Origin of the sequence: Rubellimicrobium mesophilum DSM 19309 (assembly GCF_000600335.2) — a bacterium.
GTDB lineage: Bacteria > Pseudomonadota > Alphaproteobacteria > Rhodobacterales > Rhodobacteraceae > Rubellimicrobium > Rubellimicrobium mesophilum.
This window is the reverse complement of the sequence record NZ_KK088582.1, coordinates 66,947-91,628: the sequence shown is the minus strand read 5'-3', so window position 1 is coordinate 91,628 and position 24,682 is coordinate 66,947. Positions and strand designations below refer to the sequence as shown.

General features: G+C 71.2%; 27 protein-coding genes and 1 pseudogene. 11 read left to right on the top strand and 17 right to left on the bottom strand.

From position 1 onward, the window contains the following. Window positions 1-22: 22 nt before the first annotated feature. From RUMESO_RS14340 to RUMESO_RS14315, 6 genes are all read right to left on the bottom strand, one after another. Window positions 23-1,285, bottom strand: a complete 1,263-nt coding sequence (locus RUMESO_RS14340; protein ID WP_051521339.1) for a CpaE/TadZ family protein — start codon at window positions 1,283-1,285, stop codon at window positions 23-25. A gap of 145 nt (window positions 1,286-1,430) precedes the next feature. Continuing rightward, entirely contained in the window at window positions 1,431-2,096 is a 666-nt protein-coding gene (locus RUMESO_RS14335) for an OmpA family protein (protein ID WP_051521338.1), read from the bottom strand. An 8-nt stretch (window positions 2,097-2,104) separates the two neighbouring features. Next, window positions 2,105-3,529 carry a type II and III secretion system protein family protein gene (locus RUMESO_RS14330; RefSeq protein WP_037281226.1) on the bottom strand — a complete coding sequence of 475 codons (1,425 nt, stop codon included), beginning with the start codon at window positions 3,527-3,529 and terminating at the stop codon, window positions 2,105-2,107. A 236-nt stretch (window positions 3,530-3,765) separates the two neighbouring features. After that, complete coding sequence (gene cpaB, locus RUMESO_RS14325) at window positions 3,766-4,638, bottom strand: Flp pilus assembly protein CpaB (RefSeq protein WP_037281225.1); 873 nt, start codon at window positions 4,636-4,638, stop codon at window positions 3,766-3,768. 28 nt (window positions 4,639-4,666) lie between these two features. Continuing rightward, complete coding sequence (locus tag RUMESO_RS14320; RefSeq protein ID WP_037281224.1) at window positions 4,667-4,861, bottom strand: hypothetical protein; 195 nt, start codon at window positions 4,859-4,861, stop codon at window positions 4,667-4,669. A gap of 185 nt (window positions 4,862-5,046) precedes the next feature. Then, a complete protein-coding gene (locus RUMESO_RS14315; RefSeq protein WP_037281223.1) occupies window positions 5,047-5,253 on the bottom strand; it encodes a Flp family type IVb pilin in 207 nt (68 codons plus the stop codon). A 309-nt stretch (window positions 5,254-5,562) separates the two neighbouring features. Between RUMESO_RS14315 and RUMESO_RS14310 the strand changes: the two genes are divergently transcribed. Further along, window positions 5,563-6,420 (top strand): lytic transglycosylase domain-containing protein, encoded by an 858-nt coding sequence (locus RUMESO_RS14310; RefSeq protein WP_051521354.1) that lies wholly within the window; start codon window positions 5,563-5,565, stop codon window positions 6,418-6,420. Here RUMESO_RS14310 and RUMESO_RS14305 read toward each other — a convergent pair. The 10 genes from RUMESO_RS14305 to RUMESO_RS14260 form a co-directional block, all read right to left on the bottom strand. After that, on the bottom strand, window positions 6,417-6,890 hold the full coding sequence (locus RUMESO_RS14305; RefSeq protein ID WP_051521337.1) for a DUF1003 domain-containing protein: 474 nt from the start codon (window positions 6,888-6,890) through the stop codon (window positions 6,417-6,419). The two genes, RUMESO_RS14310 and RUMESO_RS14305, sit on opposite strands and share 4 nt — an antisense overlap. 54 nt (window positions 6,891-6,944) lie before the next feature. Further along, window positions 6,945-7,229 (bottom strand): GNAT family N-acetyltransferase, encoded by a 285-nt coding sequence (locus tag RUMESO_RS14300; protein ID WP_037281222.1) that lies wholly within the window; start codon window positions 7,227-7,229, stop codon window positions 6,945-6,947. Next, on the bottom strand, window positions 7,222-7,848 hold the full coding sequence (locus RUMESO_RS14295; RefSeq protein ID WP_037281221.1) for a CoA transferase subunit B: 627 nt from the start codon (window positions 7,846-7,848) through the stop codon (window positions 7,222-7,224). The genes RUMESO_RS14300 and RUMESO_RS14295 overlap by 8 nt, the downstream gene beginning before the upstream one ends. Window positions 7,849-7,909: 61 nt before the next feature. Beyond that, window positions 7,910-8,641: a CoA transferase subunit A gene (locus RUMESO_RS14290; protein WP_037281220.1), complete on the bottom strand. Its 732-nt coding sequence runs from the start codon at window positions 8,639-8,641 to the stop codon at window positions 7,910-7,912. 62 nt (window positions 8,642-8,703) lie between these two features. Then, on the bottom strand, window positions 8,704-11,331 hold the full coding sequence (gene topA / locus RUMESO_RS14285) for a type I DNA topoisomerase (RefSeq protein ID WP_037281219.1): 2,628 nt from the start codon (window positions 11,329-11,331) through the stop codon (window positions 8,704-8,706). 107 nt (window positions 11,332-11,438) lie between these two features. Then, window positions 11,439-12,617: a DNA-processing protein DprA gene (gene dprA / locus RUMESO_RS14280; protein ID WP_037281218.1), complete on the bottom strand. Its 1,179-nt coding sequence runs from the start codon at window positions 12,615-12,617 to the stop codon at window positions 11,439-11,441. A 315-nt stretch (window positions 12,618-12,932) separates the two neighbouring features. Then, window positions 12,933-13,322, bottom strand: a complete 390-nt coding sequence (locus RUMESO_RS14275) for a nuclear transport factor 2 family protein (protein WP_037281291.1) — start codon at window positions 13,320-13,322, stop codon at window positions 12,933-12,935. A gap of 64 nt (window positions 13,323-13,386) precedes the next feature. Continuing rightward, window positions 13,387-13,674, bottom strand: coding sequence for a putative quinol monooxygenase (locus tag RUMESO_RS14270; RefSeq protein ID WP_037281217.1), 288 nt, complete (start codon window positions 13,672-13,674; stop codon window positions 13,387-13,389). Continuing rightward, window positions 13,674-14,384, bottom strand: coding sequence for a phosphatase PAP2 family protein (locus tag RUMESO_RS14265; protein ID WP_037281216.1), 711 nt, complete (start codon window positions 14,382-14,384; stop codon window positions 13,674-13,676). Before RUMESO_RS14265 ends, RUMESO_RS14270 begins: the two co-directional genes overlap by 1 nt. 44 nt (window positions 14,385-14,428) lie before the next feature. Further along, window positions 14,429-14,920, bottom strand: a complete 492-nt coding sequence (locus RUMESO_RS14260; protein ID WP_051521336.1) for a cupin domain-containing protein — start codon at window positions 14,918-14,920, stop codon at window positions 14,429-14,431. A gap of 120 nt (window positions 14,921-15,040) precedes the next feature. On the opposite strand from RUMESO_RS14260, the gene RUMESO_RS14255 reads away from it, so the two are divergent. Beyond that, window positions 15,041-15,487 carry a DMT family transporter gene (locus tag RUMESO_RS14255; RefSeq protein ID WP_037281215.1) on the top strand — a complete coding sequence of 149 codons (447 nt, stop codon included), beginning with the start codon at window positions 15,041-15,043 and terminating at the stop codon, window positions 15,485-15,487. Between the two features lie 34 nt (window positions 15,488-15,521). Here RUMESO_RS14255 and tldD read toward each other — a convergent pair whose 3' ends face one another. Beyond that, entirely contained in the window at window positions 15,522-16,943 is a 1,422-nt protein-coding gene (gene tldD / locus RUMESO_RS14250; RefSeq protein ID WP_037281214.1) for a metalloprotease TldD, read from the bottom strand. Window positions 16,944-17,090: 147 nt separating this feature from the next. Between tldD and coxB the strand changes: the two genes are divergently transcribed. From coxB to RUMESO_RS14205, 9 genes and pseudogenes are all read left to right on the top strand, one after another. After that, the gene (gene coxB / locus RUMESO_RS14245) at window positions 17,091-17,987 is read left to right on the top strand and encodes a cytochrome c oxidase subunit II (RefSeq protein WP_037281213.1); all 897 of its coding nucleotides are present in this window, start codon (window positions 17,091-17,093) and stop codon (window positions 17,985-17,987) included. 92 nt (window positions 17,988-18,079) lie between these two features. Continuing rightward, a pseudogene (cyoE, locus tag RUMESO_RS14240) lies at window positions 18,080-19,014 on the top strand (heme o synthase). Window position 19,015: 1 nt separating this feature from the next. Then, complete coding sequence (locus tag RUMESO_RS14235) at window positions 19,016-19,219, top strand: hypothetical protein (protein WP_037281212.1); 204 nt, start codon at window positions 19,016-19,018, stop codon at window positions 19,217-19,219. Continuing rightward, a complete protein-coding gene (locus RUMESO_RS14230) occupies window positions 19,216-19,821 on the top strand; it encodes a cytochrome c oxidase assembly protein (protein WP_051521335.1) in 606 nt (201 codons plus the stop codon). Before RUMESO_RS14235 ends, RUMESO_RS14230 begins: the two co-directional genes overlap by 4 nt. 28 nt (window positions 19,822-19,849) lie before the next feature. Beyond that, a complete protein-coding gene (locus RUMESO_RS14225; protein ID WP_037281211.1) occupies window positions 19,850-20,650 on the top strand; it encodes a cytochrome c oxidase subunit 3 in 801 nt (266 codons plus the stop codon). A gap of 74 nt (window positions 20,651-20,724) precedes the next feature. Then, the gene (locus RUMESO_RS14220) at window positions 20,725-21,423 is read left to right on the top strand and encodes an SURF1 family protein (protein WP_037281210.1); all 699 of its coding nucleotides are present in this window, start codon (window positions 20,725-20,727) and stop codon (window positions 21,421-21,423) included. Window positions 21,424-21,441: 18 nt separating this feature from the next. Continuing rightward, entirely contained in the window at window positions 21,442-22,830 is a 1,389-nt protein-coding gene (gene thrC, locus RUMESO_RS14215) for a threonine synthase (RefSeq protein ID WP_037281209.1), read from the top strand. Then, window positions 22,827-24,092 carry a M16 family metallopeptidase gene (locus RUMESO_RS14210; protein ID WP_037281208.1) on the top strand — a complete coding sequence of 422 codons (1,266 nt, stop codon included), beginning with the start codon at window positions 22,827-22,829 and terminating at the stop codon, window positions 24,090-24,092. The genes thrC and RUMESO_RS14210 overlap by 4 nt, the downstream gene beginning before the upstream one ends. Continuing rightward, on the top strand, window positions 24,092-24,676 hold the full coding sequence (locus RUMESO_RS14205) for a GNAT family N-acetyltransferase (protein ID WP_037281207.1): 585 nt from the start codon (window positions 24,092-24,094) through the stop codon (window positions 24,674-24,676). The genes RUMESO_RS14210 and RUMESO_RS14205 overlap by 1 nt, the downstream gene beginning before the upstream one ends. Window positions 24,677-24,682 lie beyond the last annotated feature (6 nt).

The window sequence follows — 24,682 nt, the reverse complement described above, 5'->3', positions numbered from 1 at the left end:
GGCTCCGGGCGCGGGAGGGACGTCAGGCGTGGGCGCGGGCCTTCTGCGGCGCGGCGTCCGCGAGGTTGACCTCGTGGACCTGCTTGGCGAGCTTGGCGATCTCGCGCCGCAGGGCGTTCTTGGGCGCGGCCTCGGCGAGGGGCACGCCCTGGTCGGCGGATTCGGCGACGGCGCGGCCGCCCTCGGGCAGTTGCAGGTCGATCGAGATGCCGAGGGACTCGGCCATCCGCTTGACCCGCGCGCGCCCCTGGAGGTCGGTGAAGCCGGGCGCGCGGTTCACGGCGAAGCGGATCTTCTGGAAGGGCAGTCCCTCGGAGGTCAGCGCGCGCTTCAACCGCAGCGTGTTCTGCGCCGAGCGCATGTCGAGTCCCAGGACCGCGAAGCAGAGATGCGCGGCGCTCAGCACCGCCTCGCCCCAGTCGGCCATGGCCGGGGGCATGTCGATCACGACGTAGTCGAAGTTGACCCGCGCGGTCTCGAGGAGGCGCTCCACGTCCTTGGAGTCGATCAGGTCGAGCGGCACGAGGTCGAGCGGCGCGGTGAGGACATGGAGCTTGTCGTTGTAGGTCTGGAGCGCACCGGCCAGCACCTCGCCGTCCATGCCCTCGGTGTTCGACAGGAGCTCCAGCACGGCCTCGCGCCGGGGGAGGTCGAGGAGGGTGGCGACCGAGCCGAACTGCAGGCCCAGGTCGATCAGGCAGACGCGGGCGGAGAGCTCCTTGTCGAGGGTCGCGAGCTCCCAGGCGAGGTTGACGGCGAGGGTGGTCCCGCCGGCGCCGCCGGACATGGAGTAGACGGGGATCACGACGCCGGAATGGCCGCCCGGGGCCGCGGGCGTCCCGCCCGGCGCGGCGGGCTCGGCGGCCCGGGCCGGGGCCGGCGAACGGGGCCGGTTGGCGGCGCGCTGGAGCTCCCCCTCGGGAAGGGGGTAGGGGACGAAGGCGTCGGCCCCCTCGCGCAGGAGCTGGTGGAGGATCGTCGGGCTCACGTCCTCGGCCACCAGGATGACCTGGATGCCCTTGGCCCGCGCGGCGGCGATGACGGCGCGCACCTGGTCGATGCTGCCCTCGTCCTGGCGGTCGATGGCGAGGGCCACGAAGTCGAGCGTGTCGGAGTCGGGCTGGGCGAGGAAGGTCGCGGCTTCGGCAAAGGTCAGGTCGCCCCAGCGATCCCCCGCGACGTTCTGCATATCCTCGATGAGGAGGTCGAACTCCTGGACGTTGCGGCTGATCGTGCAGGCGACCAGGGATTGCGGCTCGATCAGCAAGGCGACGTTCCTGCCCATGGCTCCTCCTCGCGACGGGATCCCGGCCGCGGGGAGGGCGCCGAGCTATCCGTCAAGCTCTTGGATCGCGGGCAAAGGTGACAAGATTGGGGCCGGATTTCTGTCTTTGTAAGGACCCAAGAAACGGTCCGGCCCCATCCCGTGGCTACTGCGCGCCGGCGACCTGCCCGCCCGTCTCGGGCGTGGCGATGGTGGCCTCGGTCACGCCGGCCGAGGCGACGTAGTCGCGGTAGATGATCTGCGCGTACTTGCCGTCCAGCACGCTCGGGTTCGACTGCACGAAGCCCCGGACGTCGGTCACCGTTCGCCGGTTCGCCCGCTCGGGCTGCTGGGTCGAGATGAGCGGCATCGTTTCCCCTTCGGAAACGAGAGCCTCGAGCCGGTCCTGGCTCACCCCGCGCGAGACGAGATAGGCCACGGCGGCGCGGGCCCGGCGCAGGCCGAGCTGGTAGTTGTAGCCGTTCGAGCCCACGAGGTCGGTATGACCGTAGACGGCGAAGCGGACCTCGGGGAACTGGTTGATGAAGTTGGCCTGCTGGTCGAGCGCGGCCCGCGCCTGGGCGTCGAGCTCGGCCGAATCGAAGGCGAAGTTGATGGTGGTGGGCACCGTCTCCGCGAAGCGTTGGGAGAGCGCGACCGCGTAGTTCATCTGACCCGACTGGATCAGGATGTTGTTCATGGTCGCGTTGCCGAAGCCGCCGTCGTTCGGGGCCTGCCCGGCCTCGCCGTTGAAGGTGGTCAGGGTCGGGTCGGGCGCGCAGCCCGCGAGAAGCCCCAGCGCCGCCGGAACCGTGAGAAGAAGCCGCCGCATGGGTATCCTCAATCCATCACATAGCCGTAGGAGCCGCTGAAGTCCTGGCGGGCCACCTCGCCCGCGCCGCCCGTCGTGGGGGCCTGGGACGCTGCGACGCGGCCGAACAGGAACAGGTCGCGCTCGGAGGGTGGGCGGACCCGGTCGGTCGGCAGGGCCAGGGCCTCGCCGCGGGTGGGCGTCACGAGGTGCGGCGTCACGATGATGACGAGCTCGGACTGCGCGCGCTGGTACGAGGCCGAGCGGAAGAGGGCGCCCAGCACCGGGACGTCGCCGAGCCACGGCACCTGCCCGTTGAGGTCGCGGAAGTCGTCCTGCAGGAGGCCGGCGATGGCGAAGCTCTCCCCGTCGCGCATCTCCACGGTGGTGGAGCTCTCGCGGCGGCGGAAGGCGGCGATGTTCAGGCCGCTCTGGCTGATGCCGTTGGCCGTGTCGATGGACGACACCGCGGCCTGCATCTCGATGTTGATGAGGTCGCCGTCCACCACGCGGGGCACGAAGTTGAGCTCCACGCCGAAGGGCTTGAACTCCACGCTGATGGTGCCGTCGCCCTGCGCGACCGGGATCGGGTATTCGCCGCCGGCGAGGAAGCTCGCCGTCTGGCCGGACAGGGCGGTGAGGTTGGGCTCTGCCAGGGTGCGCACGACGCCCCGCTGCTCCAACGCCTCGAGCAGGAGGCCCACTTCGAGGCCGCCGGCGTTGAAGCCGAGCAGCACGCCCGCGGTATTGGTGCCGCCTGCCGGGAGATTGCCGCCGAAGGCCCCGCCGAGCGTGGTGCCGTCGTTGAGCGCGCCGGTGCCCGCGGAGACGCCCAGGTCGCCACCGAGCGTCGTGCCCTGGATGCCCAGGGAGGAGCTGAGCGACTTGGTGACCGTGCGGTTCATCTCCGCGAAGCGGACCTGCAGCATCACCTGCTGCGTGCCGCCCACGGTCATCAGGTTCGACACCCGGTCGGGCGCGTAGCGATTCGCGAGCTCCAGCGCGCGGTCGAGGTCCTGGATGCTGTCCACGGTGCCCGAGAGCACGATGCCGTCGTTGGCGGTCCTCACCTCGACGCCCTGGCCGGGGAGGATCTGCTCCAGCCGCTCCTTGAACTCGGCCACGTCGGGGGTCACGCGGACCTCGACGTTGGAGATGAGCTGGCCGTCGGCGCCCAGAAGCGTCAGCGTGGTGCGGCCGGGGGCCTTGCCCAGGACGTAGATCGTGCGGTCCGACAGCGAGGAGATGTCGGCGATGCCCGGGTTGGCGATCGACAGCTCGGTGAAGGGCACGTCCGATTCGACCACGACGGCGCGGTTGAGCGGCACGTCGATCGGCTCCTGGACGCTGCCTTGCAGAACCGTCAGGTTCTGTGCCGGGAGCGCGGCCGGCAGGCCCGTCACGGCCAGCGCGAGGCCCGCGAGCGCGGCCTGCATGAGTTGCTTCTGTCCCATCTAACCTGCCTTTGGCTTGAGCACGCGGACCCGTCCCACGTCCGGCCGTCACCCTTCATTTGTCCGTGAGCCTGCGGTTCCGCCCGAAAACTCGCAAGCGTGCTTTGCATCCACCGCCGCGAGCCCCGGATTCTGTGGGACGCCCGCCACAGGACCGGAGCCCGTGCCGGTCCCCAGAACGGCAAGCGGCGCCCCCCGGAGGAGGGCGCCGCAGGGTCGTCCGGCGTTGAGGGAGGTCAGTTGGTGGGCGGGCAGTCGACCGGGGTCTCGATCACCTGGTCGCCCTTGCGGGTCCGAACGGTGCAGACGCGCGGCGCCGGAGCCTCGGGGGCGACGACCGGGGCGGGAGCGTCCTGGATGTCGAGGAGGCTGCGCTGGTCCACCTCGATGACCCCGGCGGCCGCGACCTCGTCGCCCTGGCCCACGAGCGACAGGGACAGGCTGCCCGAGGCCTGGGCCTGGGCGAGGTCGGCGACCTGCTGGGGCGTGACCTGCACGGTCACGGTGCGGGCGATGCTCGCCCCCATGATGTCCTCGTCGGCGGTCTGGTCGATGGCGATGAGGCTGAGGCCGGGCTCGATGAGGCGGGTCACCTGCCGGCCCGCGTCGGCGCCCTCGTCGATGGTCCCCGTCCAGTAGACGTCGACCTTGTCGCCCGGGCGCAGGAAGCCCGACACGCCCGAGGCCACGTCCACGCTGATCGCGAAGGCGCGCATGCCCTTCCCGAGGCGCGAGGTGAGGCCCGCGTCCTCGCCGGGCTCGGTCACCTTGACGGCGAGGATCGGCTCGTTCGGCTCCATCTGCCGCAGGACGACGCGCGTCTCGTCGGGGCCCTTGGGGAAGAGCTCCTCCTGGGTGCGGAAGACGCCCTCGGGGAGGAAGGGCTCGGCGTATTGGATGGGCTGGACGTCGTCCATGGTGATGGGCTCGCCGTAGGCCATCTCGCGCTTGACCGCCCAGACCTCGACGGTCGGGATCATGGCGGCGGCGGCGGCGCTCACCTGGGCGAGGGCCATCGACTGCTGCTGGAAATGGTCGCGGACCATCCAGACGGCGGATCCGGCCAGCCCGAGGCCCGCGACGAAGACCAGTCCGAATGCCAGTTTCATGATTCGCTTCCTTCTGGAGTCGTTCGGGTCAGAACTTGATAGTGTAGACAGAGGCGGAGCTCAGCTTCGCGCCGATCCCGCTCGAGACATCGGTCGCCCCGTCCTGGATGAGGGCCACGATGGCCACCCCCAAGCTGACCACGACGGCGGCCATCACCACCCAGTCCACCGTCACGGCGCCGTCCTCGCTTTGGAGGATGCGACAGAAGGTTGTGGCTAGCATGGGTGACTCCTGCGAGGTTCACGGTGGGACCGGTCTTCGTTCCGCGTCGAGCCTGGCGGAAAAATGTGGTCGATCTTCGCCCATTTTGCAGCGGGGGCGCGGATTCCGGGCGGCCTAGTGGGACTGGGACCAAAGAAAAGGACCGCGCCCCCGCGAGCGCGGCCCCAAATTCGTTGCGAACTGCCTCAGCTGCCGCTGCCGAGCGTGCCGAGCGTCGCGACCGTTGCGCCCGAGAGCGACGACGAGATATTGGTGGCCATGGAGTTGGCGCCGCCCCGGACGGTGGTGACGACGACGATGCCGAGGCCCACGACGGCGGCGGTCAGCACCACCCAGTCCACGGTCACGGCGCCGTCTTCGTCGGCGGCGAAGGTCTTGATGAAGTTGAGCATCTCTCTCTCCTCTGGGGTTCTGCGTTGGCACCGCGCCGGATCGTCTCGGGCTGGCCTCGTCCTTGGCCCGATCCCCGTCGTCGATGGAGAGATATGGCCCCCGGAATGGGGCGGGATTTGGGCTCGTTTCGTGCATTTTCGCGTGGAATTAACGCTTTGCTAGGACCTCGGGCCAAACCGTGGCGCGGGCTCCCCACCCCCGAAGGGAATCGCGCGCGCGTGAAGGCGCGGCTAGGCGCGGGCTGGCCGGGCTGGCAGATTGGGCCGAGGGACAGGGCCGCTCGGGCCCCAGGCGGAGCGTCAGGGATGATGCGAATCACGGGACGGGGAACGGGCCTGCGCGCCTGGGCCGTGGCGGGGGCGACGGTCGGGCTGCTCCTGGCCGAGATGGCGCAGGCGGAAGACTTCACGTTCCGCCGCGTGGGCGTGCCGGACCGGGGGGCCGCCAACCGGATCACGGTGCAGATCGACCCCGCCCAGCCGATGTTCGTGTCGAATCGGCCGGCCACGCCCTTCGTGCCGCTCACGCCCGAAACGGCCCCTGGGATCGCGGGCGGCAACGCCGCCGCCAAGCCCGCCGGCGTGGAGTGGTTCTGGGATCGCGTCTCGCCGCTCCTGGCCGATTCGCGGCCCGGGCGGCTCCAGGACGCGCTGGGCGTGCTGTCGCTCGCGCCCTCCGGCGACATCACCGGGCCCCGGATGCAGATGCTCCAGGACATCGCCAAGGCCTATGGGACCGACATCCTGCGCGAGACGGTGGGGACCCGCGTCTCGCCCGCCCTCGTGCTGGCCGTCATCGCCGTGGAGAGCGCGGGGCGGTCGGACGCGGTCTCGCCGGTCGGGGCGGCCGGGCTCATGCAGCTCATGCCCGGGACCGCGGCCCGATTCGGGGTGAGCGACCGGACCGCGCCGGGCGAGAGCATCCGGGGCGGCGTCGCCTATCTCGACTGGCTGCTGAACCATTTCGGGGGCGACCCGATCCTCGCTCTCGCCGCCTACAACGCGGGCGAAGGCGCGGTCGAGGACAACGGCGGCGTGCCCCCCTACGCCGAGACGCGGGCCTACGTGCCCAAGGTCCTGGCGGCCTGGAACGTGGCGCGGGGACTCTGCCAGACGCCACCCGAGCTCGCCTCGGACGGTTGCGTGTTCATGGTGAGCGCGCTCTAGGGCAGGCGCTCGACCATGCGGTCGAGCTTGGCGTGGAGCTCCATGATCTCGATCTCGGCCTTGAGGTTGACCTCGTAGTCGCTGCCGGCCTGATGGCGGTCGATCTCGGCCTGGCGGTTCTGGCTCATCATGATGATGGGAGCCTGCACGGCGGCGAGCATCGACAGGAGCAGGTTCAGGAAGATGAAGGGGTAGGGGTCGAAGGCGCGGCCGGAGAGGAGGTTCCAGGCGCACCAGAGGAGGAGGAAGAGTCCGAATCCCCCCACGAAGACCCAGGAGCCGCCCCAGCGGGCGATCTGGTCCGCCGCCCTCTGACCCAGGGTCATGCCGGCCTCGTATTCGGTCCGGGGATCGTGGGCGACGTGGCGGCGGCTGGCCATGCGGGCGAGGACGCGCCGGTCGCGCTCGCTGAGCCGGACGACGCCGTGCTCCAGCAGCTCCCTCGCGAGCGCCTTGATGTCCTCTTCCATGGTGCTCCCCCTGCCTTCCGGTGTCCGCAGGCTAGCCGCGCCGCGCCGCGCGCGTCATGTGGCGAAGAGCGCGGCCCATTCCAGGTGCCGCCGGGCCTGGGAGGCCACGTAGGGGCAGAGGGGGACGATGGTGAAGCCCTGCGCGCGGGCATCCGACAGGAGCGCGTCGAGGAGATCCTCCGCCAGCCCCTGGCCGCGCAGCGCGTCGGGGACGTAGGTGTGGTCCGCGATGACACGGGTGGGGGAGAGGACCGAGAGCGTGAGCTCGGCCTCGCCTTCCGGGCGGCGGATCACGTAGCGGCGCTTGGAGCCGTGATCCTCGCGCTCGACCTCAGACAAGGGTGGCCTCCGTCGCCTTGCGGATCTCCTCCGCCGTCACCCCGTCCGCGCATTCGACGATCCGCAGGCCGCCCTCCACCACGTCGAGGACGCCCAGGTTGGTGATGATGCGGTCCACCACCGCCTTGCCGGTCAGCGGCAGCGTGCAGCGGTGGAGCACCTTCGATTCGCCCGCCTTGTTGGCGTGGTCCATGACGACGACCACGCGGCCGACGCCGGCCACGAGGTCCATGGCGCCCCCCATGCCCTTCACGAGCTTGCCGGGGATCATCCAGTTGGCGAGGTCGCCTTCCTCGGAGACCTCCATGGCGCCGAGGATCGCCATGGCGATCTTGCCGCCCCGGATCATCGCGAAGCTCTGGGCCGAGTCGAAGTAGGCCGAGTGCGGCAGCTCGGTGATGGTCTGCTTGCCGGCGTTGATGAGGTCGGGGTCCTCCTCGCCCTCGTAGGGAAAGGGGCCCATGCCGAGCATCCCGTTCTCGCTCTGGAGCGTGACGCTGACGCCCTCCGGGATGTGGTTGGCGACCAGCGTCGGGATGCCGATGCCGAGGTTGACATACATGCCGTCCTTGAGCTCCCGCGCGGCGCGCGCGGCCATCTGGTGGCGGTCCCAGGGCATGGTCAGGCTCCTCTCGGGAAAGAACGGACGGACAGGCGGGCGCGGCAGGAGAAGGTCATCCTCAGACCTCGCTGCCCGTGGCGGCGGCGGGGGCTGCCTCTCGCTTGCGCACGGTGCGCTGCTCGATGCGCTTCTCGTGCGGGCCTTGGATCAGGCGGTGGACGTAGATGCCGGGGAGGTGGATCGTGTCGGGGTCGAGGCTGCCGGCGGGCACGATCTCCTCCACCTCGACCACGCAGACCTTGCCGCAGGTCGCGGCGGGGACGTTGAAGTTGCGCGCGGTCTTGCGAAAGACGAGGTTGCCGGTCGGGTCGGCCTTCCAGGCCTTCACGATGGACAGGTCGGCGACGATGCCGCGCTCCAGGATGTAGGTCTGGCCGTCGAAGTCCTTGTGCTCCTTGCCCTCGGCCACGACGGTGCCGACGCCGGTCTTGGTGTAGAAGCCGGGGATGCCGGCACCGCCCGCGCGCATCCGCTCCGCGAGCGTGCCCTGCGGGTTGAACTCCAGCTCCAGCTCGCCCGAAAGGTACTGGCGCATGAACTCGGCGTTCTCGCCCACGTAGGACGACATCATCTTCCTGACCTGCCGGGTCTCCAGGAGGACGCCGAGGCCGAAGCCGTCCACGCCGGCGTTGTTCGAGGCGACGGTGAGGTCCTTGGTCCCGGCCTCGCGGATGGCCGCGATCAGGAGCTCGGGGATGCCGCAGAGGCCGAAGCCGCCCGAGGCGATCAGCATGCCATCGAAGAGCAGGCCGTCGAGGGCAGACCTCGCGTCCGGGTAAACCTTGTTCATGTTGCCTCCCCGCTGTGGTCGGGCGCGACCCTAGCGCCGCGCCGCAGCGGAGGGAAGGGCGGTCACTCGGCCGCGGAGGCCTTGGCCTTGCGGGGCGTGACCGTCTTGGCGGCGGGCTTGGGCTTGGCAGCGGCCTTGGGCTTGGCCGCCTTCGCGGGGGCCTTCGCGGGGGCCTTGCGCTTGGCGGCGGGCTTGCTCCCGGCCTTGGCGTCGACCAGGGCCACGGCCTCGTCGAGGGTGATCGCCTCGGGCTCCAGGGTCTTGGGGATCGTGGCGTTGACCTTGCCCCACTTCACGTAGGGGCCGAAGCGGCCGGGCATCACGGTGATCTCGCCGCCGCCCGGGTGCTCGCCCAGGCTGCGGAGCGCGGCCGTGCTGGCGCGTCCCCGCCCGGCGCCGCGACCGGCGGCCTTCTGGGCGAGGACCTCCATGGCGCGATTCATGCCGATCTCGAAGACCTCGGCGACCTCGGGGAGGTTCGCGTAGGTCGAGTTGTGCTTCACGTAGGGGCCGAAGCGGCCGATGCCGGCCTCGACGGGCTGGCCGTCCCCGGGGTGGGCGCCGACGAGGCGGGGAAGGGCGAGGAGGCGCAGCGCCTTCTCGAGGTCCATGTCCTGCGCGGCCCAGCCCTTGGGGAGCGAGGCGCGCGGCGGCTTGGGGTTCTCGGTCGTGGCGTCGCCGCGCTGGACATAGGGACCGAAGCGGCCGTCCTTGAGGTGGATCGCGTCGCCCTGGTCGTAGCCCAGCACGCGCTCGCCCGTCTGCGCCTCGCCGTCCTCGGACGGAGGGCCGAAGGGGCGGGTGAAGCGGCAGTCGGGGTAGTTCGAGCAGCCGATGAAGGCGCCGCCCGTCCGCGCGGTCCGCATGGAGAGCCGGCCCTTGCCGCAGTTGGGGCAGAGGCGAGGGTCGCCGCCGTCAGGCCGCGCAGGGTAGAGGTGCGGCGCGAGGACCTCGTCGATCTTGTCCAGGACCTCGCCGATGCGCAGGTCGGCGGTCTCGCCCAGCGCGGCGGAGAAGTCGCGCCAGAACTGCGCCAGGACCTCCTTGTAGTCGGCGCCGCCGGCGCTGATCTCGTCGAGCTGGTCCTCGAGGCCGGCGGTGAAGTCGTACTCCACGTAGCGGCGGAAGTAGTTGGTCAGGAAGATCGTGACGAGGCGGCCCTTGTCCTCGGGGATCAGCCGCCCGTTCTCCTTGCGGACGTATTCGCGGTCCTGGATCGTGGTGACGATCGAGGCGTAGGTCGAGGGGCGGCCGATGCCGAGCTCCTCCATGCGCTTGACCAGCGTCGCCTCGGTGTAGCGGGGCGGGGGCTGGGTGAAGTGCTGCTCGGGCGTGACCGACTCCTTGGCGAGGCGGTCGCCCTGGGCCATCTGCGGCAGGCGGGCGTCGTCCTCGTCATCCCCGGCGCCGGGCGCGGGGTCGTCGCGGCCTTCGGTGTAGACGCGCATGAAGCCGTCGAAGAGGATCACCTGGCCGGTCGCGCGCAGGCCGACCTGGCCGTCCTCCGAGCCGATCTCGACGGTGGTCCGCTCCAGCCGCGCCTCGGACATCTGGGAGGCGAGGGTCCGCTTCCAGATCAGGTCGTAGAGGCGGCGCTGGTCGTTGTCGGTGATCTTGAGGCTGCCCACGTCCTTGGCCATGTCGGTGGGCCGGATGCATTCGTGCGCTTCCTGGGCGTTCTTGGCCTTGTTCTTGTACATCCTGGGCGACTTGGGCAGGCAGTCCGCCCCGAAGCGGTCCTTGATGGCATCGCGGGCGGCCATGACCGCCTCGGGCGCCATGTCGATGCCGTCGGTCCGCATGTAGGTGATGAGGCCCGCCTCGTAGAGGCGCTGGGCCGCCGACATCGTGGCCTTGGCGCCCATGCCGAACTTGCGCGACGCCTCCTGCTGGAGGGTCGAGGTCATGAACGGCGCGGAGGGGTGACGGCTGCCGGGCTTGGCCTCGACGCTCGTGACCGCGAGGTCGCGGTGGCGGATCGCGGCGACGGCGAGGTCGGCGTCCTCCTGCGTCTTGAGGTCGAACTTGTCGAGCTTCTTGCCCGCGAAGGACACGAGGCGCGCGGTGAACTCCTTGCCGCGCGGCGTCTTCAGCAGGGCCTCGACGGTCCAGTATTCCTGGGCGCGGAAGGCCTCGATCTCCATCTCGCGCTCGACGATCAGGCGGAGGCAGACGGACTGGACGCGGCCCGCCGACTTGGCGCCGGGGAGCTTGCGCCAGAGCACGGGCGACAGGTTGAAACCCACGAGGTAGTCGAGCGCGCGGCGGGCGAGGTAGGCGTCCACCAGCGGCACGTCGACCTGCCGGGGGTGCTTCATCGCCTCGGCCACGGCGGTCTTGGTTATGGCGTTGAAGGTGACGCGGCTGACCTGGGTCGCGGCCTTGATGGCCTTGCGGTCGCGCAGCGCCTCGGTCAGGTGCCAGGAGATGGCCTCGCCCTCGCGGTCGGGGTCGGTGGCGAGGATGAGGTTCGGGTCGTCCTTCAGCGCGTCGGCGATGGCCTTGAGGTGCTTCTTCGAGTCGGCGGCGACCTCCCACTCCATGGCGAAGCCGTGCTCCGGGTCCACCGAGCCGTCCTTGGCGGGGAGGTCGCGGACATGCCCGAAGCTGGCCAGGACCGTGTAGTCCTTGCCCAGGTAGGAGTTGATCGTCTTGGCCTTGGCCGGGGATTCGACGACGACGACGGGCATACGGGCACCTTGGGTCGGAGCGTTTCGAGGGCGCCGTATGTGGGGGTGGGACCCCCAATGTCAATCCAAGGGCCGGCGGGAGGTCCCACCTCGTGGCGGCCGGGTCCTCAGGCGGCGAGGGCCAGGAGGCCGCCGGGCTGGCGGACGATGCGCCCCTCGAGCTCCAGGTCGGTGAGGGCGGGGGCGAGGGCGGCGGCCCCGGCGCCGAGGTCGCGGATGAGTTGGTCCTCGGCCAGTGGCGAGGGGCCGAGGCGGTCGAGGATCAGGGCGCGGAGGTCGCCGGAGGGGGTGGGCGCGATGGGTGGCATGGAGCGGGCCGTGCGGCGGGCGACCTCTGGCGGGCGCGAGGAGGAGTCGGCCTTGGAGGCAGGCTCGGCCAGCGGCAGCCCCTCGGGGCGGGCGAGCGAGGCGGCGAGGGCCTCCAGGATGTCCTCGGGCGAGCGGACGAGGGTCGCGCCGTCGCGGAGGAGGAGGTTGCAGCCCGCCGCCCGGGGGTCCATCGGGTGGCCGGGCACGGCCAGAACCTCGCGCCCCTGGTCGGCGGCGCTGCGGGCGGTGATGAGGGTGCCCGAGCGTTCCGCCGCCTCGACCACCACGACGCCGTGGCAGAGGCCCGAGACGATGCGGTTGCGGGCCGGGAAGTGACGGGCCTGCGGCTCCATCCCGATGGGATGCTCGGAGAGGCGGAGGCCTTTCGCGGCGATCTCCTCGGCCAGGACCTCGTTCTCGGGCGGATAGATGTGGTCCACGCCGCCGGCCATCACGGCGACGGTGCCGGTGGGGAGCGCGGCCTTGTGGGCGGCGGTGTCGATGCCGCGCGCGAGGCCCGAGACGACGACCATCCCGGCCTGTCCGAGCCCCTCGGCCAGCATCCGCGTCATGCGGAGCCCCAGCGAGGAGGCGTTGCGGGCGCCGACCAGCGCTACCATGGGGCGGGCCAGCAGCCCCGCATCGCCCAGTGCCCAGAGGAGCGGCGGCGCGTCGGGCAGGAGGTCGAGCAGCGCCGGATAGGCCGGGTCGCCGCGCAGGAGGAGGCGGGCGCCCAAGGTGGTGCCGGCCTTGTATTCCTTGAGGGCGACCCCCTCCGGGCAGGGGGCGTAGTCCTCCACCCCGGCGGCGCGGGCGATGGCGGGGAGGGCGCGGAGGGCCTCGCGCGCCGACCCATGCTCGCGCAGCAGGCGCATGAAGGTGACGACGCCCACGCGGCGGGAACGGAGGAGGCGCAGCCAGTCGATGCGCTCGTCCTCGGCCACCGGGGCGCGGGGCAGGGGGGAAGGCATGGGCATGACGGGTCCTCCGTGGCGGCGGACCTTCTGGATAGCAGAAGAAGGTTAACAAACAGTGAACGCGGGCGGGAAAACGGGCGGGCGCCAGGGGCCTCGCCCGGGGGACATAGGGCCTGATCGTTGTGCGGAGAGGCTGCGGATCGGGGGGACCTCACAGGATGGGCGTCAGCCCGCCGCGACGTGGGCCAGCGACGCGGGGACGGCCAGCCGGGCGTGGCGGCCTGACGCCCGCCCTAGGCCAGGGCGGTCCGTGCTGGTCGGGTCCCAAGGGCCGCGAGGCTGATGCCCGAATCCGCGTCGTCGGCCCCGGGACGGTCACGAGCCCCCGGTCGATGCCGCCTCCGGCCGCAGGAAGGCGGCGGAGTCGTAGTAGGTCTCGAAGCGGCGGACCTTGCCGTCCTCGGCCTCGATGACGCTCACGCCCGAATAGCTGATGGGCTGGCCGCCCTTGAGGGTGCCCACGGAGGTCCAGACCAGCGCCGCCTGGCCGCCGTCCTCGATGATCCGGATGAAGCGCGAGCGGATGTCGGAGAACTGCTCGAGATAGCTGAACCAGAAGCGCCGGGCGCCTTCGATCCCCGACTCGCGGCGCGCGTAGTTGGACAGCTCCGCGTCGGGCGCGAAGAGCTGGAGGAGCGGGTCGGGGTCGCGGCCCTCCTCCGTGCGCTGGAGGGCCTCCGCGAAGGTCTGCGCCATGCCGGCCATGCTGGGGCCCTCCCGCTGCTGCATCGGTGCGCAACCCGCGTGGGGGGCCGGGGGTTCCCGCCGGTCAGGGACGTAGGCTGACCGGAAGGGTGACGGTGCGCTCGCCGAAGCTCGCGATCAGGCTCAGGGCCTTGTCGATGCTGGCCCTGACGGCGGGGAGATCGAGCGAGGCGCGCCAGTCCTCCTCGCTGTCCCAGACCTCGGTGATCCAGACGGCGTCCGGATCGGCGGGGTCCTTGGCCACGACGAAGCTGCGGCAACCGGGAAGGGGGCCGGCATCCCCGGTCATCGCGGCGATGAGCTCGTCCCGGCGGCCGGGATGCGTGGTGAACCGGTTGATGAGGCCGTACATCAGGGCTGTCCTCCGCGTTCGGGCTCGATCTCGCCCTTCCGTTCGAGCCAGCGGGCGACGAGCGCGCAGAGGAGGGCCCAGGCCGCGCCCAATGTCCAGCCCGCCGCCACGTCCGAGGGCCAGTGGACGCCGAGATAGACGCGCGAGACACCCACCGCGACGGTGACGAGCGCGGCGAGCGTGACCCAGTAGACCTTCATGCGCCGCTTGGGCTCCGCCCGGGCGAGCATCACGGCGAGGGTGAGCCAGGTCACGGCGGCCATCATGGAATGGCCGGAGGGGAAGGAGGAGGACAGCACCTCGGTCGCGTGGGGGACGAGGTCGGGACGGGGGCGGTCGAAGAAGCTCTTGGCGACGTGGGACAGGAGCTGCCCGCTGCCCACGGCGACGGCGAGGAAGGCGGCCGAGCGGCGCTGGCCCCGGATCGCGAGGGCGCCGACCACGGCGGCGGTGACGAGGGCCAGGACCGTGATGCCGCCCAGCGCGGTGATGTCGCGCATGGCGGTCTCGACGGCGGGCGGCCCGAGCGGATCGTCGGGGTCGCCGGGGACGCGGAGCGCGAGGAGGAGCGCGGTGTCGATGGCGTGGGTATCGCCCTCGGCCATCTCCTCGGCGATGCCGCCGAAGGTCCAGAGCGCGGCGGCGATGAGGAGCACCGCGAGGAGGGTCCGGGTCTCGATCCGGGCGAGGAGGGGGCGCAGGGGGGGCATGACGCGTCTGAGGGTGGGGCGCGGGGCGCGCGGAGCAAGGGCCTTTAGGTCCGCCAGAGTCGGGGGAGGGGACCGCCCGGCCCATGCACGGGGTCGGACTTGGGCAGGGGGAGCGTGGCGAGGTTCTCCCGCTGGCGCGCGGTGGGGGCACCCCGGACGATGTCGTAGTCGCGGCCCCCGTCGGTGGCGCCGACGACCTGGAAGTCGGGGGATGAGCCCTCGTTGCAGTGGGCGACCCCGGCGGGGATCACCAGCACCGTTCCGGGGATGGCGTCGAGGAGGAGGCCCTCGGGGCCGCCGAGGCGCAGGCGGGCTTGGCCCCGGGTGCAGCCGAGGACCTCGTGGGCGGAGGAGTGCCAGTGGTGGAAGGGGTAGACGCCGTTCACCCAGGCGGCGGTCCAGCCGTGGCGGGCGAAGAGGGACTCGACGGCGGCGGGGTCGGAGGGGAGGGCGTCGTGGTAGACGAGGAGGGGGAGGGGGGAGTTGGGGAAGGGGGTGGACGGCGGGAGGTGGTGGGGTTCGGGTTGGTCCATCATGTCCCTCCGGGCGCTTCCGACGGAGGAATAGCGCGAGGGCAACGTCCGGCGAGCCGCCTTGCGGCTGCCGGCGCGAAGGCGCTGGATCGCCGGGTGCGATTCGGCCGGGGAGGGCGTGACATGAACGGGATGGCGGCGGTGGCGATGGGCGTCCTCGTGGCGGCGGGTGCCTCGATGGCCGTGCAGGCCCCGGTCAACGCCGCGCTCGGGCGGTCCCTGGGGGCGAGCGTGCCGGCCGCCGCGATCTCCTTCGGGACGGGTTGCCTGATCCTGACCTTCATCGCCGTCGTTCTGGGGCAGGCAGGCGGTTTCCTAGCGGTAGGCCGCGCGGCGCCTTGGCAGTTCCTCGGCGGGGCGCTCGGTGCGCTCTACGTTTGGGGGGCGCTCTGGAGCGTCGGGAGCCTGGGCGTCGTGACGATGATCGCGGCGGTGATCCTGGGGCAGATGCTGGGGGCCATGGTGCTCGACACCTGGGGGGCCTTCGGGCTGCCGGTGCGCGAGCTGAGCCTCACGCGGGTCCTGTCCGTGGTGCTGGTCGCGGCGGGGCTGGTCCTGTCGAGGGTGTGACGGGCCCGGCGCTGCCAAGCCCGTCACGATCTCGTCAGGCGGCGGCGCCCCCCACCGTCAGCCCGCCGATCAGCAGGCTCGGCTGGCCCACGCCCACCGGCACCCATTGCCCGGCCTTGCCGCAGTTGCCGATGCCGGGGTCGAGGCTCAGGTCGTTGCCGATGGCGCGGATCTGCCTGAGCGCCGTCGCGCCGTCGCCGATCAGGGTCGCGCCCTTGACGGGCTCCTGCACCTGGCCGTTGCGGACGCGGTAGGCCTCGGTGCAGGAGAAGACGAACTTTCCGGAGGTGATGTCCACCTGCCCGCCGCCGAAGCCCACGGCGTAGATGCCGTCCTTGAGCGAGGCCACCATGGACGCGGGGTCGGCGTCGCCCGCGAGCATGTAGGTGTTGGTCATGCGCGGCATGGGGATGTGGGCGAAGCTCTCGCGCCGGCCGTTGCCGGTGGGGGTCACGCCCATGAGGCGGGCGTTCTGGCGGTCCTGCATGTAGCCCACGAGGATGCCGTCCTCGATCAGCACCGTGCGGTTCGAGGGGGTGCCCTCGTCGTCCACGGTGATGCTGCCGCGCCGGTCGGGGATCGTGCCGTCGTCGAGGACCGTCACGCCCCTGGCCGCGACCTGCTGGCCCATGAGGCCCGCGAAGGCCGAGGTGCCCTTGCGGTTGAAGTCGCCCTCGAGCCCGTGGCCGATGGCCTCGTGGAGGAGGATGCCCGGCCAGCCGGGGCCGAGGACCACGTCCATGACGCCGGCCGGCGCCGCCTCGGCGCGCAGGTTGACGAGGGCGATGCGGAGCGCCTCGCGCGTGGTGGACTCCCAGGTGGCGCGGTCGATGAGGCCGGTGAGGCCGTGCCGCCCGCCCGAGCCATGGCCGCCGGCCTCGCGCCGGCCGTTCTCCTCGACGATGACCGAGACGTTGAGGCGCGACATGGGGCGGATGTCGGTGACGAGGTCGCCCTCGGGCCGCAGGATCGCGACCTCCTGGAGCGAGGCGGCGAGGCTCGCGCTGACCTGCACCACGCGGGGGTCGAGGGCTCGCGCGAAGGTGTCGATCTCGCGCAGGGTCTCGACCTTGAGGGCGAAGGCCGCGCCCTCGATGGGGTCCTCGTCGCCGTAGAGGCGCCTGTTGGTCCTGGGCGGAGGCGCGGCGAGTGTGCCGCCGCCCGAGCCCACCGCGAGCCGGGCCGTCGCCACGGCGCGGGCGAGCGCGGGCTCGTCGATGGTGGTGGAATGGGCGTAGCCGGCCGTCTCGCCCTTGACGGCGCGCAGGCCGAAGCCCTCGGAGGCGTCGAAGCTCGCCGTCTTCAGGCGGCCGTCATCGAAGCCCAGCACCTCGCCGCGCCGGCGCTCGAGGAAGAGCTCGCCGTCGTCGGCGCCCGCCACGGCGTCGCGCAGGCGGCGAAGCGCGGCGTCCCGGTCGAGGAGGTCGTCGAAGGGGCGGAAGGGGGCGGAGGCCATCGGAAACTCCTCGTGAGTCTGGGGCCGGAGGATGCGGGCACGGCATCGGGCGGCTTGTTATGCCCCCAAGGATATGGGATGAGGCAGCCGACCGACAGGGGCCCGTCACGCCTCCGTCATATCATCGCCGCCCCTTGAGGACTGCCCATGAGCCTGCTCCAGACCTTCAGAACCCTTGCCGCCGCCACGGGGGCGACCCTCCTCGGCGGCGCCGCCTGGGCGCAGGAGGCCGCGGACAACTCGGGCGCGGGGCTCGTCGTGGACGGGCTGCCGGTCATCGGCCAGCCGCACCAGGGCGGCATCGCGCTCCAGCCCGCCATGAGCACCGTCGCCGAGAACACGCACTGGCTCGACGGCATGGTGCTCTGGATCATCTCGGCCATCGTGCTGTTCGTGATGCTGCTGCTCGTCGTCGTGATCTTCCGCTTCAACGAGCGGCGGAACCCGACCCCGGCGCGCTTCACGCACAACTCCCCGCTCGAGATCGCCTGGACCATCGTGCCGATCGTCATCCTGGTCTTCATCGGGGCCTTCTCGCTCCCCGTGCTGTTCGACCAGCAGGAGATCCCCGAGGGGGACATCCACATCAAGGTCACCGGCTACCAGTGGTTCTGGCACTACGACTACCCGGACGAGGCCATCTCCTTCGACAGCTACATGATCGGCTACGGCGAGGGGAACCTGAACCCCGACATCAGCGCGGCCCTCCAGGAGGCCGGCTTCACGGACCAGCAGTTCAAGCTCGCCACCGACACCTACGTCGTGGTCCCCGTGGGCGCGACCGTGGTCGTGACCGTGACCGGCGGCGACGTGATCCACTCCTGGAAGGTGCCCGCCTTCGGCGTGATGCAGGACGCCGTGCCGGGCCGCCTCGCGCATCTCTGGTTCAAGGCCGAGCAGGAAGGCATCTTCTTCGGCCAGTGCTCGGAGCTCTGCGGCAAGGACCACGCCTTCATGCCGATCCAGGTGCGCGTCGTCTCGCAGGAGGCCTATGACGCCTGGGTCCAGCAGGCCAAGGTCGACTTCCCGTCGCCCGCCTCCTGAGGTCCCGGACAGCGGCACCGAGTCGCGGCGCCCGGGCCTGTCCCTCGGGCGCCGTTCGGCCTATCTGACGACCCTCCCGCAAGGAGTCCCCCATGAGCGACGCGAGCCTGCCGAACTCCCTCAGCGTCCCCGGCGAGGCCGGGATGGGCGACTACTGGGCGCTGCTCAAGCCCCGGGTCATGTCGCTCGTCGTGTTCACGGCGCTCGTAGGCCTCGCGGCGGCGCCGGTCCATGTGCATCCCTTCATCGCCTTCGTGGCGGTGCTCTGCATCGCGGTGGGCGGCGGCGCCTCGGGCGCGCTCAACATGTGGTGGGACGCCGACATCGACGCGCTGATGCGGCGGACGCGGGGCCGCCCCGTGCCCTCGGGCCGCGTGCAGCCGGAGGAGGCGATGGCCCTGGGCCTCGCGCTCTCGGGATTCGCGGTGATGCTGCTGGGGCTGGCCACGAATTGGCTGGCGGCGGGCCTCCTGGCCTTCACGATCTTCTTCTACGCCGTCGTCTACACGATGTGGCTCAAGCGCCGGACGCCGCAGAACATCGTCATCGGCGGCCTCGCGGGCGCCTTGCCGCCGCTGGTGGGCTGGGTCGCGGCGACCGGGTCCTTCGCCTGGGCGCCGGTGCTGATGGTGGCGCTGGTCTTCATGTGGACGCCGCCGCACTTCTGGGCGCTCGCGCTCTTCGTGCGGGGGACTACGGGCTGGCGAAGGTCCCGATGCTGACCGAGACGCACGGCGACCGCGTCACGCGCAACCACATCCTGGCCTATGCCGTCCTCCTCGTCCCGGTGTCCCTGGCGCTGGGCCTCACCGAGGTCGCCGGGCCCATCTACCTCGCGGCGAGCGTGGTGCTGAACGCCCTGTTCCTGGGGGCCTGCTGGCAGGTCTGGCGGCGCGACCGCGCGGACTCCGAGGCCGACCGATTCGCGGCCGAGAAGCGGGCCTTCAAGGTCTCGCTCCTCTACCTCACCCTTCACTTCGGGGCCCTCCTCGCGGAGGCGACCCTCGGCAGCCTCCTGGGGGCCTGACATGGCGATCAAGGTCGAGCACGAGCTTCACAACCGCCGCTGGGGGCGCAACCTGGGCGTGGGCCTGATCCTCGCCGGGCTGGTGGCGATCATCTTCGGGCTGACGGTGGTCAAGATCCTGGAGCTGGGCGATCCCATGAAGTTCGAGGGCTACGACCATGTCGTGCAGCCGCAGGCGGCCGTGGAGGAGGGGCCGGGCCAATGACCCCGCAGTCCCGCACCGCTCTGGGCACCGTAGGCCTCGTCGTGCTCATGGGCTCGCTCAGCTTCGCGGCGGTGCCCTTCTACAGTTGGTTCTGCAAGGTGACGGGCTTCGCCGGCACGACGGCGGTGGGCACCGGCGAGGGGGTCCCGGTGCTGGACAAGACGGTCACCGTGCGCTTCGACGCCTCGGTGGACCGAGGGATGCCCTGGAGCTTCCGGCCGGCCCAGACCCACATGTCCGTGCGCCTGGGCGAGACCAACCTCGCCTTCTTCGAGGCCCACAACCCGACCGACCACCCCATCGCCGGGCAGGCGAGCTTCAACGTCGTGCCCGACGCGGCGGGTGGCTACTTCACCAAGATCGAGTGCTTCTGCTTCACCCAGCAGGTCCTCCAGCCGGGCGAGACGGTGCAGATGCCCGTCAGCTTCTACGTGGACCCCGCGATGCTGGACGACCCGGAGGGGAAATACGTCCACGAGATCACGCTGGGCTACACCTTCTACCAGACCGACCTCCCCTCCGAGGAGAGCACGCAGGCCGCGCTCGGCTCCGCTGCCGCCGGGGGGCCTTTGACAGCCGACGCGGACGCCTCCATAGAGTGACGCCGCGACCGAACGGGGATACGCCGACATGGCCCATGTGAAAGACCACGACTACCACATCCTGCCGCCCTCCATCTGGCCCCTGACCGGGGCGGTCGGGGCCTTCGTCATGCTGTTCGGGGCGGTGCTCTGGATGCATGGCTCGGGGCCCTGGATGTTCGCGATCGGCGCCGTGGCGGCGCTCTACACGATGTACGGCTGGTGGGCCGACGTGGTGGCCGAGAGCCGGGTGGGCGACCACACCCCCGTGGTCCGCATCGGCCTGCGCTACGGCTTCATCCTGTTCATCATGTCCGAGGTCATGTTCTTCGCGGCGTGGTTCTGGACCTTCTTCAAGCACGCCATGTACCCGATGGGCCCCGAATCCCCGGCGGTGGACGGCGTCTGGCCGCCCGCGGGCGTCGTCCCCTTCGACCCCTGGGACCTGCCTCTCATCAACACGCTGATCCTGCTCTGCTCGGGCGCGGCCGTGACCTGGGCGCACCACGCCCTCGTGCACGAGAACAACCGCCGCGACATGAAGATGGGCCTCTGGCTGGCCGTGATCCTGGGCGTGATGTTCACCTGCTTCCAGGCGCTCGAATACAGCCACGCGGCCTTCGGCTTCTCCGGCAACATCTACGGCGCGGCCTTCTTCATGGCCACGGGCTTCCACGGCGCGCACGTCATCATCGGGACGATCTTCCTCGCCGTCTGCCTGATCCGCACCTATCGCGGCGACTTCACCCCCGAGCGGCACGTGGGCTTCGAGGCGGCGGCCTGGTACTGGCACTTCGTCGACGTCGTCTGGCTGTTCCTCTTCACCGTGGTCTACATCTGGGGGAGCTGAGACCTCGGCCCTCCGGGGTTCCCCCTGATGCGCGCGGGGACCCCCTCGCGCGCTTCCGTTTTGAAAGGGTGGCGGTGAAGCGGCTCTGGTTTCCCATCGTCCTGGGCGTGGTCGGCGTGGCGATCCTCTGCGCCCTGGGCACGTGGCAGGTGCAGCGCCTCGGCCAGAAGGAGGCGCTGATCGCCGCCATCGAGGCGCGGATCGGCTCGGCCCCCGTCGACCTGCCCGCCGCGCCGGACCCGGAGGCGGACCAGTATCTCCCTGTCCGCGTGACTGGGGCGCTCTCGGGCGAGGAGGCGCCGGTGCTGACCTCGATGCAGGGGGAGGGGCCGGGCTACCGGGTCGTCTCGGTGCTGACGACGGGCGACCGGCGCGTCCTCGTGGACCTGGGCTTCGTGCCGGAGGAGGCCAAGGCCCTGCCGCGCATGGCGGAGAGGGTGACGGTCACGGGCAACCTGCTCTGGCCGCGCGAGACCGATTCCTGGACCCCCGAGCCGGACCAGGGGCGGAACATCTGGTTCGCCCGCGACCTGCCCGCCATGGCCGAGGCCCTTGGCACCGAGCCGGTGCTGGTGGTCGCCAAGGGCATCGACGGCGCCGACCTCGGGACGATCCCCATGCCGGTGGACACGGCCGGCATCCCGAACGACCACCTCAACTACGCGATCACCTGGCTCGGGCTCGCGGCCGTCTGGGCGGTGATGAGCGTCGCCCTGATCGTCCGCGTCCGTCGCGGGCCGAAGGACACGAGGCCGGGGCAGCCGGCCGCTTGACGGACTAGAGGACAGCCGATGCGCTACATCTCCACCCGGGGGCAGGCCCCCGCCCTGGACTTCGAGCGGGCCATGATGACGGGCCTCGCCTCGGACGGCGGGCTCTACGTGCCCGAGGTCGTGCCGGTGATGAACCCGGAGGAGATCGCGGCGCTGGCCGGGCTCCCCTTCGAGGAGGCGGCCTTCCGCGTGATGAGGCCCTTCGTCGGCGACAGCTTCTCGGACGAGGAGTTCCGGGCACTGATCGACGCCGCCTACAGCGGCTTCGGCCACGCCGCGCGGGTGCCGCTGGTGCAGCTCGGGCCGAACCACTTCCTGCTGGAGCTGTTCCACGGGCCGACGCTCGCCTTCAAGGACGTGGCGATGCAGCTCATCGGGCAGCTCTTCCAGGCGTCGCTCGCGCGCTCGGGCGGGCGCATCGCCATCGTGGGCGCGACCTCCGGGGACACGGGGAGCGCGGCCATCGAGGCGTTCCGGGGGCTGAAGGGGGTGGACGTGTTCATCCTCTATCCGCACGGACGGGTCTCCGAGGTCCAGCGGCGGCAGATGACGACGCCGGCTGAGGCGAACGTCCACGCGCTCGCGCTCGATGGGGACTTCGACGACTGTCAGGCGGCGCTCAAGGCGATGTTCGCGGACCGGGTGTTCGCGGACGGGGTGAAGCTCGCGGGCGTGAACTCGATCAACTGGGCGCGCGTGCTGGCGCAGGTCGTCTACTACTTCACCGCCGCCGTGAGCCTCGGGGCGCCGCAGCGGGCGGTCAGCTTCACCGTGCCCACGGGCAACTTCGGCGACATCTACGCCGGGCTGATCGCCAAGCGCATGGGCCTGCCCATCGAGCGGCTGGTGATCGCGACCAACCAGAACGACATCCTGCACCGGACGCTGGTGACGGGCGAGCATCGGAAGGAGGGCGTCACGCCCTCGATCAGCCCGTCCATGGATATCCAAGTCAGCTCCAACTTCGAGCGGGCGCTCTTCGACGCCTATGGGCGGGACGCGCACGCGGTCGCGCACGACATGGCCAGCTTGCGGACCGAGCGCGGCTTCGCGGTCGGGCAGGGGGCCATCGAGCAGTTGCGCGAGTGGTTCGACTCGGGCCGAGCCTCTGAGGAGGAGACGTCCGCGACCATCGCGCGGACCCTTGCGGCGACCGGGGAGCTGGTATGCCCGCACACGGCGGTTGGAATCCACGTCGCGGAATCCCATCTCGGCACCACGCCCATGGTCACGCTCGCCACGGCCCACCCCGCGAAGTTCCCCGACGCCGTGGAGGCCGCGACCGGCGTCCGGCCCCCTCTTCCCCCCCGCATGGCCGACCTGTATGACCGGCCAGAGCGGGTGACGCGGGTGCCCAACGACCTCGACGCCCTGAAAACCCTCATCCGGGAGCGAATCCGCCCGTGACCGTCCGACTGCACACGCTCCCCAACGGCTTCCGCATCGCCACCGAGTCCATGCCGGGCCTCAAGTCCGCCGCCATCGGCATCTGGGTCCTCGCCGGCGGGCGGCACGAGCGGGCCGAGCAGAACGGCATCGCCCATTTCCTCGAGCACATGGCCTTCAAGGGGACCGAGAGGCGCACCGCGCTGGAGATCGCCGAGGCGATCGAGGACGTGGGGGGCTACATCAACGCCTACACCTCGCGCGAGATGACGGCCTACTACGCGCGGGTGCTTGAGGACGACGTGGACCTCGCGCTCGACGTGATCGCGGACATCCTGCTGAACCCGGTCTTCTCGGAGGAGGAGATCGAGGTGGAGCGGGGCGTGATCCTGCAGGAGATCGGGCAGACGCTCGACACGCCGGACGACATCGTCTTCGACTGGCTGCAGGAGGCTGCCTATCCGGACCAGCCGCTCGGCCGGACGATCCTGGGCGAGGCGGAGAGGGTCAGCGCCTTCGGCAAGGGCGACCTGCGCACCTTCGTGGGCGAGCATTACGGGCCGGGGCAGATGATCCTCTGCGCCGCAGGAAGCGTGGACCACGACGCGATCTGCCGCGCGGCCGAGGCGCTGTTCGGGCATCTCTCGCCGCTGCCCAAGGCCTCGCTGATCCAGCCCGCCAAGTGGCGGGGCGGCGAGCGGCGCGAGATCAAGGCGCTGGAGCAGGTGCACTTCGCGCTGGCGCTGGAGGGGCCGGACTACCGCGACCCGGCGATCCACACGGCGCAGATCTGGGCGACGGCGCTGGGCGGCGGCATGTCCTCGCGGTTGTTCCAAGAAATCCGCGAGAACCGGGGCCTCTGCTACACGATCTTCGCCCAGGCGGGGGCCTACGAGGACACGGGGCTCTCGACGATCTACGCGGGCACCAGCGCCGAGGACATCGTGGAGCTCGTGGACCTGACGGTGGCCGAGCTCAGGCGCGCCGCCGACGACATGACCGACGCCGAGGTCGCGCGGTCGAGGGCGCAGATGAAGGCCGGGCTGCTGATGGGCCTCGAAAGCCCGTCGAACCGGGCCGAGCGGCTGGCGCGGATGCTGTCCATCTGGGGGCGCGTGCCGCCGGTGGAGGAGCAGATCGCCAAGATCGAGGCGGTGACCACGCAGGACGTGAAGGACTTCGCCGCGCGGATGGCCGGGGGCACCGGCACGGCGCTGGCGGTCTACGGGCCCGCCGAGGCGGCGCCCCGACTCGAGGAGCTGCGGGACAGGCTGGCGGCCTGATGATCTTCCGCCGCCGGGACCTCCGGATCGAGACCGAGCGGATGGTGCTGCGGCCGCCCGTGATGGGCGACTGGCCGGGCTGGGCGGCGCTGCGGCGCGACTCGGCCGACTTCCTCAAGCCCTGGGAGCCGGTCTGGGCGCCGGACCACCTGACACGACGCGCCTTCGCCAACCGCGTGGCCTGGGCCCGACGCTCCATCGCCAGCGGGACGGCGGTGCCGCTGTTCCTGATCCGGCGCGAGGACGGCATCCTTTTGGGGGCGATCACGCTGGACAACATCCGGCGGGGGCCCGCGCAGTCGGGGACCACGGGCTACTGGGTCGGCCAGCCCTTCGCGCGGCAGGGCTACATGCGCGAGGCGGTCTCGGCGGTGGTGAACTACGCCTTCACGGCGCTGGACCTGAGCCGCATCGAGGCCGGCTGCCTGCCCGAGAACACGCCCTCGCGCCGGCTGCTGGAGGGCTGCGGCTACAAGTACGAGGGCGTGGCGCAGGCTTATCTTCAGATCAACGGGCGCTGGCGCAACCACGTGCTCTACGCCAACCTTCGGATGGACCGGAGGGGGCGGACGGACGCCGGCTGAGGCTTG